The following is a 12,260-nucleotide window of genomic DNA, read 5'->3' on the forward strand; positions in this document are numbered from 1 at the left end:
GACATGAGCGAACAGCCCGCAGCAACGCCCCGCGTGCGCAAGCCGGATTGGCTGCGCGTGCGCGCGCCCACCTCCGCCGCCATTGCCGAAACGCGGCAGCTGATGCGCCGGCTGAAGCTGAACACCGTGTGCGAGGAAGCCGCCTGCCCCAATCTGGGCGAATGCTGGCAGCAGAAGCATGCGACAGTGATGATTCTGGGCGATACCTGCACGCGTGCCTGCGCTTTCTGCAACGTGAAAACGGGGATGCCCAACAAGGTGGACCCGCTGGAGCCGGTGCATGTGGCGGAAGCCGCAGGCGAAATGGGCCTGTCGCACATCGTCATCACCTCGGTGGACCGGGACGATCTGGCGGACGGCGGCGCAACGCAATTCGTGCGGGTGATCACAGAGCTGCGCAAGCGCGCGCCGAACACCACGATCGAGATCCTGACCCCGGATTTCCGCAACAAGGCGAACGAGGCGGTGGCCCGCATCGTCGATGCCCGGCCGGATGTGTACAACCATAATCTGGAAACGGTTCCAAGGCTTTACCCCACGATCCGCCCCGGCGCGCGTTACTATCACTCGCTGCGACTGCTGGAGCAGGTAAAGCGGCTGGACCCGACGATCTTCACCAAGTCCGGCCTGATGGTTGGGCTGGGCGAGGAACGCATGGAACTGCATCAGGTGATGGACGACATGCGCACCGCCGACATCGATTTCCTGACCATCGGCCAATATCTGCAACCCACCCCGCGCCACGCGAAGGTGGTGGAGTTCGTGGAGCCGAAGGCCTTCGCCAGCTATGCCGCGATTGGCCGCGCCAAGGGCTTCCTGCTGGTCGCCTCCAGCCCGCTCACGCGTTCCAGCTATCATGCAGGTGACGATTTCGCGAAACTGCAGGCCGCGCGGCGCGCCAAGCATGCGCCGAAGGAAGGCGCGCTTGCCACGGCATAGCGAAACGAGGCTGCTGCCATGGTCGCCTGAGCAGATGTTCGAGCTGGTGGCGGATGTGCAGCGCTACCCCGAATTCCTGCCATGGGTGGCGGCCGTGCGGCCGCGCCAGAAGGCGGACGAATTGACGGTGTGGGACATGTCCGTCGGCTTCAAGAGTCTCAGGGAAACCTTCACCAGCCGGGTGAAGCTGAACCGCGGGCAGCCGGGGCATATCGATGTGGATTATGTCTCAGGCCCGCTAAAGCATCTGCACAATGACTGGTTTTTTCATCCCGCGCCCGATGGCGCGACGCGGCTGGAATTCAGCGTCGATTTCGAATTCAAATCGAAGATATTCGAAAAACTTGCAGGCGCTTTCTTCCACGAAGCCTTCAAACATATGGTGAGCAGCTTCGAAGCGCGGGCGGCCAAGCTCTACGGCAGCAGCAGCCTCAGCGCCACCAGCGCCGCCTGACGGCGGATCTCCGTCCGCCCCAGATCGCCGAAATGATGCGTGTCGGCCACCACCGGCCCCGCCTTCTGATCCTTGATGGCGCGGGCGAACACGACCGTGCCGACCGGCTTCTTCTCGGTGCCGCCGCCCGGCCCGGCGATACCGGAAATGGCGACCGCGACATCGGCATGGCTTTTCGCCAGCGCGCCCTGCGCCATCGCCCATGCCGTCGCCTCTGAAACCGCGCCCAGAGTGGTCAGGATGTCGTCGGAAACGCCCAGCATCTCCGTCTTGGCCTCGTTGGAATAGGTGACATAGGCGCGGTCCACCACGTCCGACGCGCCCGGAATCTCTGTCAGCGCGGCGGCCACCAGCCCGCCCGTGCAGCTTTCGGCGGTTGCGACGCGGCGGCCTGCTGCGCGGTTTTCCTCCACAACTTTCTGTGCAAGGGCAACCAGTTCGGGGTCGATACTCATATTTTGCTCCAGCCGGGCAGTCGGATCGTCGCCATTGCCTGCGCCGCCAGCCCCTCGCGCCGTCCGGTGAAGCCCAGCCCCTCGGTGGTGGTGGCCTTTACGCTGAGGCGCGGGGCGTGATCGTGCAGGATGTCCGCCAGCCGCGCCAGCATGGCGGGCCGGTGCGGCCCCACTTTGGGCGCTTCGCAGATCAGCGTCACATCCACATGCAGGATGCGGCCGCCTGCCGCCGCCACAAGGCTGGCGGCATGGGCCAGAAAGCGGTCGGAACTCGCGCCCTTCCACTGCGGGTCGGACGGCGGGAAATGCGTGCCGATATCGCCGTCGCCCAGCGCCCCCAAAACAGCGTCCGTCAGCGCGTGCAGCCCCACATCGGCATCGCTATGGCCGATCAGCCCGTGCGAATGCGGCACCGGCACGCCGCACAGCCACACATGGTCTCCGGGGCCGAATTTGTGCACGTCATAGCCGGAGCCGCTCAGCGTCACCCAGTCCAGCAGCCGCTCGGCCGTTTCGAAATCCTGTGGCAAGGTCACCTTCATCGCTTTCTCGTCGCCGGGCACCAGCCGAACCTGATGGCCCGCCGCGCGCAGCACCTCGGCATCGTCTGTGGCCCCTTCCGCCGCCGACGCATGCGCGGCGCGGATCAGCAGGAAATCAAAGCCTTGCGGGGTCTGCACCCGCCACAGCCCCTCGCGCGGGACTTCGCCTTCGATGCTGTCGCCGCCGCGCCGCAGGCTGTCCACCACGGGCAGAGCAGGGCAGCTTCCCGGCGCTTCGTTGAGACCGCCCAGCACACGGTCGATCAGGTCGGCCGCCAGCATCGGCCGAGCGGCATCATGGATCAGCACCCGCGCCGGGTTGCTCGCCGCCAACTGCTCCAGCCCCAGCCGCACGGACTGCTGCCGGGTCGCACCGCCGCGCCCCACCGTCACAGGAAGGCCCGCCAGCAGCGCTTCGGCGCGCGCTTCCTCGCCCTCGGCCACCACCACATGGATCGGGCCGATGGCGGCATGGCGCGCGAAGGCTTCGGCAGACCAGCGCAGGATGGGCTTGCCGCCCAGCGTGCGATATTGTTTCGGCACATCGCCGCCGGCGCGCTGGCTGCGCCCGGCCGCCACGATCAGGGCAGCGGCGGCACCGGGTGAGGCATTCGAACTCATCGCGCCGCCATAGGCGCTCCCGCTCTTGCCGAAAAGGGGTGGTTCGCCTATGTGCGTGCCTCATTTTTAGGCAGACCATGACGAAGCTCGCCCCTCTCCAGATCGGCCCCGTGCGGATCGACAGCCCGGTTGTCCTCGCGCCCATGACGGGCGTGACCGATCGGCCGTTCCGCACGCTCGTGAAGCGCTATGGCGCGGGGCTGACGGTGACGGAGATGATCGCCTCTGAAGCGATGGTGCGGGAAACCCGCCAATCCTTGCAGAAAGCGGCATGGGACCCCAGCGAAGAGCCGGTTTCCATGCAGTTGGCCGGGTGCGAACCGCGCGTGATGGCCGAAGCCGCCAAGCTGAACGAGCAGCGCGGGGCGGCCATCATCGACATCAATATGGGCTGCCCGGTGAAGAAGATCGTGAACGGCCATGCCGGTTCTCACTTGATGCGCGATCTTCCCTTGGCCGCGCAATTGATTGAATCTACGGTGAAAGCGGTTTCCGTCCCCGTCACGCTGAAAATGCGGATGGGTTGGTGCCACGAAAGCCTGAACGCGCCGGAACTGGCCCGCATCGCCGAAGATCTGGGCGTGAAGCTGATCACCGTGCACGGCCGCACGCGTAACCAGCTTTATTCCGGAACGGCGGACTGGGCCTTTGTGGCGAAGGTGAAGCAGGCGGTTTCGCTGCCGGTGATCGTGAACGGCGATATCAACTCGCCGGAGGACGCGCTGGAGGCGCTGCGCCAATCCGGGGCGGACGGGGTGATGGTGGGGCGCGGGGCCTATGGCAAGCCGTGGCTGCTGGCGCAGGTGATGGCGGCGCTGGATGGCGAAGCCGTGCCGGACGCGCCCACGCTGTCTGAACAGCGCGATCTGGTGCTGGGCCATTATGAGGCGATGCTGGAGCTATATGGCCGTGAGCATGGCGTGGGCATCGCCCGCAAGCATCTGGGCTGGTACACCAAGGGTCTGCCATCCTCGGCCGAATTCCGCAACAAGGTCAATATGATCGCGGATGCGGATCAGGTGCTTCCGATGCTGCGCGATTTCTACGCGGCGCAGTTGGATCGCGCCGGGCAGCCGCTCGGTCTCGCTGCGTGAAAAAGGCGTCCGCGGCGGCTGTGCGGCCGCGCGCCGCGCTGTTGCCGCATCCCACCGATATCTGGAACGCGCTGCCCGCGCCGATCCTGCTGCTGGGGCCGGATGATGGTGTAGCGATCGCCAATTCGGCGGCGGAAACTTTCTTCAACGTCTCTCAGGCGCAGCTGATCGGCAAAGGCTGGGCACATCTGTTCCCGGACGACAGCCCCGTTCGAGCACTTGTAGCCGAAGCGCGGGAGATCAGCACCGATATCGCCGCTTATGATTTGTCCATAGAATTCATCGGCGGCCGCCGGGTGCGGGCGGATGTGCTGGTGGGCCGTCTGCCGGATCGCGATGGCTGGCTGGCGCTCAGCTTTCAGCCGCGCGCGGTGACGTCTCTGGTGGATCGGCAAAAGGGCCAGCAGGGGGCGGCGCGCTCGGCCACGGGTGTGGCGGCGATGCTGGCGCATGAAATCAAAAATCCGCTCTCCGGCATTCGCGGCGCGGCGCAACTGCTGGGCGAATCGCTGGATCAGGACGGGCAGGAACTGACAGGCCTGATCATTTCCGAGGTGGACCGGGTGCGCGCCCTGATCGACCGGATGGAGGGCTTCACCGATACCCGCCCGCCCGCGCTGGCGGAGGAGAATATCCACGCCGTGCTGGGGCATGTGCGGATGCTCGCCGAAGCCGGGTTCGGGCACCATGTGCAGTTCCGCGAGCGCTATGACCCATCCCTGCCGCCGGTGTTGGGGAACCGCGATGCGCTGGTGCAGGCCTTCCTCAATCTGGTGAAGAACGCGGTGGAGGCGTCTGCGCCGGGCGGCACCGTCACCCTCACCACCGCCTTTCGGCAGGGCTTTCGTGTGCGGGCGCATGGCACCGGCGCGCGCATTTCCCTGCCGCTGGAGGTGTGCGTGATCGACGAAGGGGAGGGTGCGCCGCCCCATATCGCGGACCATCTGTTCGAGCCGTTCGTCAGCGAAAAGCGCGGCGGCACCGGCCTTGGGCTGGCGCTGGTCGCCAAGGTGGTGGGCGATCATGGTGGCATCGTCGAATATGATCGGCGGGAGGGCCGTACCGTGTTCCGGGTACTGCTGCCGCTGGCGCCGGAGGATAAATGAGCACGCCCGCCACCATCATCGTCGTCGATGACGACGCCGGAATTCGCACCGTGGTGCGGCAGGCACTGCAACGCGCGGGGCATCTGGTGCGCACCACCGACAATGCGACCGGCATGTGGAAGCTGATCGAGGAGGGCGTGGGCGACGTTCTCGTCACCGATGTGCTGCTGCCGGATGCCAATGGGCTGGACATGATCCCGCTGGTGACGGCGCGGCGGCCCGATCTGCCGGTGATCGTGATGAGCGCGCAGAACACCCTTTCCACTGCCGTGCGGGCGACGGAGCAGGGGGCGTTTGACTATCTGCCAAAACCGTTCGATCTCAATGAACTGACACGGACAGTTCAGAGTGCTTTCGAAAGCAAGGGTGCCAGCAATCGCTCGCAGAGCCACGCAGATGATGGCGAAGCGTTGCCGATGATCGGCCGCTCGGCGGCGATGCAGGAGGTGTATCGCACGCTCGCCCGTGTGATCCCGACAGACCTGACGGTGATGGTGCTGGGCGAAAGCGGCACCGGCAAGGAACTGGTGGCGCGCGCGCTGCACGATCTGGGGCCGCGCCGCACGGGGCCGTTCGTGGCCATCAACATGGCGGCGATCCCGCGCGAGCTGATCGAAACCGAGCTGTTCGGGCATGAGCGCGGGGCCTTCACCGGGGCGGCGGCGCGTTCCACCGGCCGCTTTGAGCAGGCGCAGGGGGGGACTTTGTTCCTCGATGAGATCGGGGACATGCCGATGGACGCGCAGACGCGGCTGCTGCGCGTGCTGCAATCCGGCGAGTTCATGACGGTGGGCGGCGCGCGGGCGCTGAAAGCCGATGTGCGGATCGTTGCGGCCACCCACAAGGATCTGCGACGGCTGATCGACGCGGGCATGTTCCGTGAGGATCTCTATTACCGGCTGAACGTGGTGCCGATCCGCCTGCCGCCTCTGCGTGGCCGCCGCGAGGATATTCCCGAACTGGCCCGGCATTTTCTGGATCGAGCGACCGCCGAAGGGCTTCCGCGCAAGACATTGGATGCCTCTGCCGTCGCCTGGCTGATGGAGCAAAGCTGGCCGGGCAATGTGCGGGAACTGGAAAACGCCATGCGCAGGCTGGCAGCGCTCGCGCGGGACGAACAGATCAGCGCCGCCGTCGCCGAACTGTGGATCGCGCGCGCGGATTTGCCCGCCGAGCGTGCGCCCGCGCCGGATCAGGCGGTGGCGGCAGGCGGATCGCTGGAAGCGCTGGTGGCGCAATGGCTTCAGCGCAACGTGGCGGATGGCGCGCGCCCGCCGGAGGACGGGCTGTATGATCGACTGCTGGCCGAATTCGAGCGCCCGCTGCTGGAAACCGCGCTGCTGCTGACCCGCGGCAACCAGTTGAAGGCCGCCAAACTGCTGGGCGTGAACCGCAACACCCTGCGCAAGATGCTGACGGATCGCGGCGTGGAACCGCAGACGGGCCGCGGCGTGGAGCCGCATACTGGTCGAGGCCGCAACGGCTGACCCTGCGTTTGCGACGGATAGAGTCGCCCATTCGTCGCACTGTGGCGAAAAACTGTGTTCCTTGCGCCACGATGCTCTGCTAACAGCCACAAATGGCTTCAGCCGGCGGATCCCTCAGCCAGCGTGCCGCAGTGCGGTTCCGTCTCGCACGTCGGCGGTTTGGGCGCTGGGCTGCCAATCCTGATCAGTTTCCCGTTCTGGAAATCGTCTTCGCTGCCGTGGCGGTGGTGCTGGGGCTGGCCTCCTATGCCTTCTTGACGGGGCAGCGTGCGCCTGCGGAGGGCTTTTCCCCGCAGCTCGTCACCTTGTTGTTGCTGGCCAACCTTCTGCCATTGCTGGCACTTTTGCTGCTGATCGGGCGGCGTGTGGCCATCCTGATCGCCAATCGCCGCGCCGGGCGTGCCGGCGCGCAACTGCATGTGCGGCTGGTGGCGCTGTTCGCGGCGCTGGCGGCGGCACCCACGATCCTTGTGGTGGTGTTCGCGTCGCTGCTGTTCCAGTTCGGGGTGCAATTCTGGTTCTCGGATCGCGCCAAGACCGTGCTCGACAACGCCGATCGCGTCGCGCAAGCCTATGTGGAGGAGAATAAGAGCCGGATTCTCGCCGATATCGTGGCGATGGGCGGCGATCTTTCCAACTACACGGTCGATTTCGGCATCGGCACGCAGGCTTTCCGTGAGGGGTTGGCCTTTCAGGTCGCGGCACGGGGCCTGTCCGAAGCGGCGGTGTTCCGGCCGGGCGCGTCTGGCCCGCAGATCGTGGCCTCTGAAAGTCTTGATTCGCCGCCACTTTCTGTTCGCACGGCGGCGATCAACCTGGATGCGATCCGCCCGGGGGACGCACTCGTCGTGGCCTCCGCGCGGGACAGGGTGGAGGCCATCGTTCGCCTCAACACGCCGCAACCACTGTTCGTTTACACCAGCCGCAAGGTGGAGCCGCGTGTGCTGGAGCAGGTGGCGCGCACCCAGACGGCGCTGACGGATTACAAGGCGCTGACGGATCGCTCGCGCGCGCTGCAATGGCGGTTTAACCTGATCCTGCTGGTGGTGTCTTTGCTGGTGGTGGCGGCGGCGGTGTGGTTCGCCATCCTGCTTGCGCAGCGCATCGTCGCCCCCATCGGCGAACTGGCCGAAGCCGCCGAGCGGGTGGGGGAGGGTGATCTGGACGCGCGAGTGAACCCGCAGGGCACCGGCGACGAGATCGGAGAATTAGCTCGCAGTTTCAACCGGATGACGGCGCAACTGAAAGCGCAGCAGCAGGCGCTGATCAGCGCCAACAGCCAGTCCGAACAGCGGCGGCGGTTTATGGAGGCGGTGCTGTCGGGCGTGTCGGCGGGGATTCTCTCCATCGATTCCCTGGGCGTGATCCGGCTTGCCAATGCGCGGGCGGAATCGCTGCTGGATTGCGGGCCGCAGGGTCTGGCGGGGCGGCCGCTGGCCGATGCCGTGCCGGAATTCGCCGAATTGCTGGATACCGCGCGGGCCGAGGGGATCGCCTCTGCCGAAATCAGCCGCCAGCGCCCGCATGGCCGGTCAGCTGCGGAAACGCAGACGCTGGCGGTGAGGCTGACGGCGGATGCCGGGCAGGGGCGCAGCAACTATATCCTGACCTTCGACGATATCTCCCAGCAAGTCGCCGATCAGCGGCGTGCGGCATGGTCAGACGTGGCGCGCCGGATCGCGCACGAGATCAAGAACCCGTTGACACCGATCATCCTCTCGGCCGAACGGCTGAAGCGGCGCTTCGGGCCGAATGTGGGCGATGGCCGCGACACCTTCGACGAACTGACCGACACCATTATCCGGCAGGTGGGCGACCTGAGGCGGATGGTGGACGAGTTTTCTGCCTTCGCGCGCATGCCCTCGCCGACGTTCCGGCCGGAGAATCTGGCGGAAATCGCCCGCCAGTCCATGTTCCTGGCCGAGGTGGCAACCCCGCATGTGCGCTTCAGTTTCCATGCGGACCCGGATCTGCCGCTGTTCGTGTGCGACCGGCGGCAGTTGGGGCAGGCCTTTACCAATCTAATCAAAAATGCTGCAGAAGCGATTGCTTCCAAAGGTGAAAGCGAAAACGGATCGATTGCCATCACGCTCACGCGCCGGGGCGATATGCTGACCGTGGACGTGGCCGACGATGGCTGCGGCGTGCCGCCGGAACTGCGCTCCCGCCTGTTCGAGCCTTATGTGACGACGCGACCGCGCGGCACGGGCCTCGGCCTCGCCATCGTGAAGCGCATCATCGAGGATCATCATGGTCGGCTCGACCTTTCCAACCGGCCCGAAGGCGGCGCGCTGGCCCGCATGGAATTCGATCTTTCGACCAATCACGCCCTTACCCCGACCCCAGATTCTTCAACCCCAGACCCGGAACAGGTGACAAGCTAGATGCCGCTCGACATTCTCGTCGTCGACGACGAAGCCGATATCCGCAGCCTGATCGCAGGCGTGCTCGAAGATGAGGGCTACCGCCCCCGCACCGCCGCGGACAGTGATGCGACGCTGGCTGCGCTGGCGGAACGCCGCCCGGCGCTGCTGATTCTGGACATCTGGCTGCAAGGCTCCCGCATGGACGGGCTGGAACTGCTGGATGCGGTGAAAGCCAAGGATCCGGGCCTGCCGGTGCTGATTATATCGGGCCACGGCAATCTTGATACGGCAGTCGCAGCGATCAAGCGCGGAGCGTGGGATTTCATTGAAAAACCCTTTCAGGCGGACCAGTTGCTTCTCTCTGTTGCGCGCGCGACTGAAACGGAACGACTTCGGCGAGAAGTGGATGAACTGCGCAGCCTCGCGGGCCTCGAAAATGAACTGACCGGCTCCAGCCAGCATATCAACGCGGTGCGGGCCACCATCAAGCGCGTCGGTGCAACCGGCAGCCGGGTGCTGATTCAGGGGCCGGCGGGATCGGGCAAGGAAGTCGCGGCGCGGCTGCTGCACCGCTGGTCCAACCGGGCGGATCGCCCCTTCGTGGTGGTCGCGGCAGCCCGGATGGAGCCGGACCGGGTTGAGGAGGAGCTGTTCGGCGAGGAGCATGGCGGCGAACTGCTGCGCCCGGGGCTGCTGGAAGTGGCCGATGGCGGCACCTTGTTCATCGACGAAGTCTCTGACATGCCATTGACGACACAGGCAAAAATCCTGCGTGTTCTGACGGATCAGAGCTTTCAGCGGGTGGGTGGAACTCGGGCGGTCAAGGTGGATGTGCGGGTGGTGTCCGCCACCGCGCGGGATTTGTCCGCCGAAATCACCGCCGGGCGGTTCCGCGAGGATCTCTATTATCGGCTGAACGTGGTGCCCGTCCGGTTACCCGCCTTGTCTGAACGGCGGGAAGATATTCCCTTGCTGGCGGAATATTTCCTCGCGCGGCTCGCGGCGGAGCGGCGGGTGAAGACGCCCAGCTTCACCGCCGATGCGCTGGCGGCGTTGCAGGCCTTCGGCTGGCCGGGGAATGTGCGCCAGCTTCGCAACATCGTGGAGCGGACGTTGATTCTGGCCCCCGCAAACAGCACGGAAGATATTGATCTTGAACATCTTCCGCCGGAGCTAACGGCCGAGCCCGCAAGGCTGCTGCCGGATCAGGCAGCGCGATCCATCATGGGCACACCATTGCGTGAGGCCCGCGAGGCGTTCGAGCGCGAGTATCTGAAGGTGCAAATTCGGCGTTTTTCCGGCAATATCAGTCGCACTGCTGCCTTCATTGGCATGGAACGTTCGGCCTTGCACCGCAAGCTGAAGGCGCTGGGTATCGCGGAAACGGACAGGGAGGAACCGGAAGGCAGCTAAGCAGCGGCGAACCCGGCACATTCTTTGCAAGTTTCACTGAAGCGCCGGGTTGTGCGGCGCGGCAAGGCGGCATACATAACCCGCAGGCGTGCTGACGCGCGCCGGCCGACCCCGGGCAACGGAGCGGGTGCGGGTGCCACTGCCCGCCAAGACTGCAAGAAGGCAAAACAGCGATGGCCGAGAAGGCGAAGGCGAACGACAAGGCGAACAACCTGCAGGATGTGTTCCTGAACGCGGTTCGCAAGCAGAAGATCCCGGTGACCATGTTCCTTGTGAACGGCGTGAAGCTGCAGGGGGTCATTACCTGGTTCGACAACTTCTCGGTCCTGCTTCGGCGCGACGGGCATTCGCAACTTGTGTACAAGCATGCGATTTCCACCGTGATGCCGGCCGCTCCGGTGCAGTTGTTTGAAGCCGAAAAGGCGGACGACGAGGATTGATGGAAACGACCGGCGCGCCGGAGATCGACCGGCGCGGCTTTGATCAGGCGCTGGGGACCAGTTTCGGGGCCCCGGCGATCGTGGTGCATCCGGTGCTGCCCGGACGGCCATCGGCGGAAAGCCGATCCCCGGAAGCCAAGCTGGACGAAATCGAAGGGCTTGCAGCCGCCATCCGTCTGGATGTTCGCGGCCGCGAGCTGGTGCGCCTGCGCACGATGTCCCCGGCGACGCTGCTGGGGAAGGGCCAGCTGGAGCGCGTCGCCGCCGATGTGCAGGCGCATGACGCCGAAGTGGTGATCATGGATGCCGCGATCACGCCGATCCAGCAGAAGAATCTGGAAACCGCGCTGAAGGCGAAAGTGATCGACCGCACGGGCCTGATTCTGGAGATTTTCGGCGAACGCGCTGCCACCGCCGAAGGGCGGTTGCAGGTGGAACTGGCGCATCTGGAGTATCAGGCCGGGCGGCTCGTGCGCAGCTGGACCCACCTTGAACGGCAGCGCGGTGGCTTCGGATTCCTGGGCGGCCCCGGCGAAACCCAGATCGAAACCGACAGGCGGCTGCTGCGGGACAGGATCGCCCGGCTGAAGAAGGAACTGGAATCGGTTCGCCGCACGCGCACGCTGCACCGCTCCCGCAGGCAGCGCGCGCCCAACCCGGTGATCGCGCTGGTGGGCTATACGAACGCGGGGAAATCCACGCTTTTCAATCGATTGACGGGCGCGGACGTGATGGCGGAGAATCTGCTGTTCGCCACGCTGGACCCGACGATGCGCGCCATTCACCTGCCCGGTGCGGGGCCGCAGGGCACCAAGGTGATCCTGTCCGACACCGTCGGTTTTATCTCCGACCTGCCGACCGAACTGGTCGCGGCCTTCCGCGCGACGCTGGAGGAAGTGATCGAAGCGGACCTGCTGGTGCATGTGCGTGACCTGTCGCACCCCGATACGGAGGCGCAGGCGGCCGATGTGAAGGCGATCCTCGGCTCTTTGGGCGTGCTGGAGGGTGCCGGACGGGTGCCGATGATCGAGGCGCTGAACAAGGCCGACAAGCTGGACGCCGACACCCATGAGGCCGCGATTGAGCGCACCTCCCGCGACCCGGACGTGATTCTCGTCTCCGCGCTGACAGGGGAGGGGATCGAGGAGCTGAAAGCCCTGCTGGCGGAACGGCTGCAATCGCCGGGCGAGATTCACGAGATTCGCCTGCACCCGTCAGACGGCAAGCGGCTCGCCTGGCTGCACGCCAATGGCGAAGTGATCAGCCAGCGCGACGATGGCGGGGCCATCCATCTTCAGGTGCGGCTGGATGCCGAGAAAGAGCGCCGGTTCCGGGCACTGTAA

General features: G+C 65.7%; 10 protein-coding genes and 1 pseudogene. 9 read left to right on the forward strand and 2 right to left on the reverse strand.

The window, feature by feature from the left end:
- The first annotated feature begins 3 nt into the window (after positions 1-3).
- Positions 4-939, forward strand: coding sequence for a lipoyl synthase (gene lipA, locus FJQ54_RS14615; RefSeq protein ID WP_140929166.1), 936 nt, complete (start codon positions 4-6; stop codon positions 937-939).
- Entirely contained in the window at positions 926-1,393 is a 468-nt protein-coding gene (locus FJQ54_RS14620) for a type II toxin-antitoxin system RatA family toxin (protein WP_140929167.1), read from the forward strand. Before lipA ends, FJQ54_RS14620 begins: the two co-directional genes overlap by 14 nt.
- On the opposite strand, the gene FJQ54_RS14625 is transcribed toward FJQ54_RS14620, so the two are convergent.
- Both FJQ54_RS14625 and FJQ54_RS14630 read right to left on the reverse strand, forming a co-directional pair.
- Positions 1,354-1,848: a CinA family protein gene (locus FJQ54_RS14625; RefSeq protein WP_140929168.1), complete on the reverse strand. Its 495-nt coding sequence runs from the start codon at positions 1,846-1,848 to the stop codon at positions 1,354-1,356. The two genes, FJQ54_RS14620 and FJQ54_RS14625, sit on opposite strands and share 40 nt — an antisense overlap.
- Entirely contained in the window at positions 1,845-3,011 is a 1,167-nt protein-coding gene (locus FJQ54_RS14630) for a bifunctional 2-C-methyl-D-erythritol 4-phosphate cytidylyltransferase/2-C-methyl-D-erythritol 2,4-cyclodiphosphate synthase (protein ID WP_140929169.1), read from the reverse strand. The genes FJQ54_RS14625 and FJQ54_RS14630 overlap by 4 nt, the downstream gene beginning before the upstream one ends.
- Positions 3,012-3,088: 77 nt before the next feature.
- Here FJQ54_RS14630 and dusB point away from each other — a divergent pair, with 77 nt between their 5' ends.
- The 7 genes and pseudogenes from dusB (at position 3,089) to hflX (ending at position 12,260) form a co-directional block, all read left to right on the forward strand.
- Positions 3,089-4,105 (forward strand): tRNA dihydrouridine synthase DusB, encoded by a 1,017-nt coding sequence (gene dusB, locus FJQ54_RS14635; RefSeq protein ID WP_140929170.1) that lies wholly within the window; start codon positions 3,089-3,091, stop codon positions 4,103-4,105.
- On the forward strand, positions 4,102-5,211 hold the full coding sequence (locus FJQ54_RS14640) for a two-component system sensor histidine kinase NtrB (protein ID WP_235890475.1): 1,110 nt from the start codon (positions 4,102-4,104) through the stop codon (positions 5,209-5,211). The genes dusB and FJQ54_RS14640 overlap by 4 nt, the downstream gene beginning before the upstream one ends.
- The gene (gene ntrC, locus FJQ54_RS14645; RefSeq protein ID WP_140929171.1) at positions 5,208-6,698 is read left to right on the forward strand and encodes a nitrogen regulation protein NR(I); all 1,491 of its coding nucleotides are present in this window, start codon (positions 5,208-5,210) and stop codon (positions 6,696-6,698) included. The genes FJQ54_RS14640 and ntrC overlap by 4 nt, the downstream gene beginning before the upstream one ends.
- Before the next feature lie 92 nt (positions 6,699-6,790).
- Positions 6,791-9,082 (forward strand): sensor histidine kinase NtrY-like, encoded by a 2,292-nt coding sequence (locus FJQ54_RS14650; protein WP_140929172.1) that lies wholly within the window; start codon positions 6,791-6,793, stop codon positions 9,080-9,082.
- Entirely contained in the window at positions 9,083-10,477 is a 1,395-nt protein-coding gene (gene ntrX / locus FJQ54_RS14655; RefSeq protein WP_140929173.1) for a nitrogen assimilation response regulator NtrX, read from the forward strand.
- 173 nt (positions 10,478-10,650) lie between these two features.
- A pseudogene (gene hfq, locus FJQ54_RS14660) lies at positions 10,651-10,908 on the forward strand (RNA chaperone Hfq); the annotation flags it as partial.
- Between the two features lie 8 nt (positions 10,909-10,916).
- Positions 10,917-12,260: a GTPase HflX gene (gene hflX / locus FJQ54_RS14665; protein WP_140929175.1), complete on the forward strand. Its 1,344-nt coding sequence runs from the start codon at positions 10,917-10,919 to the stop codon at positions 12,258-12,260.

This window comes from Sandaracinobacter neustonicus (genome assembly GCF_006385875.1).
In the GTDB taxonomy this organism is placed as follows: Bacteria; Pseudomonadota; Alphaproteobacteria; order Sphingomonadales; family Sphingomonadaceae; genus Sandaracinobacteroides; species Sandaracinobacteroides neustonicus.

Coding starts and splice junctions, on each gene's coding strand:
- lipA (WP_140929166.1), top strand. CDS start 4: ATGAGCGAACAGCCCGCAGCAACGCCCCGCGTGCGCAAGCCGGATTGG.
- FJQ54_RS14625 (WP_140929168.1), bottom strand. CDS start 1,848: ATGAGTATCGACCCCGAACTGGTTGCCCTTGCACAGAAAGTTGTGGAG.
- FJQ54_RS14630 (WP_140929169.1), bottom strand. CDS start 3,011: ATGAGTTCGAATGCCTCACCCGGTGCCGCCGCTGCCCTGATCGTGGCG.
- dusB (WP_140929170.1), top strand. CDS start 3,089: ATGACGAAGCTCGCCCCTCTCCAGATCGGCCCCGTGCGGATCGACAGC.
- ntrC (WP_140929171.1), top strand. CDS start 5,208: ATGAGCACGCCCGCCACCATCATCGTCGTCGATGACGACGCCGGAATT.
- FJQ54_RS14650 (WP_140929172.1), top strand. CDS start 6,791: ATGGCTTCAGCCGGCGGATCCCTCAGCCAGCGTGCCGCAGTGCGGTTC.
- ntrX (WP_140929173.1), top strand. CDS start 9,083: ATGCCGCTCGACATTCTCGTCGTCGACGACGAAGCCGATATCCGCAGC.
- hflX (WP_140929175.1), top strand. CDS start 10,917: ATGGAAACGACCGGCGCGCCGGAGATCGACCGGCGCGGCTTTGATCAG.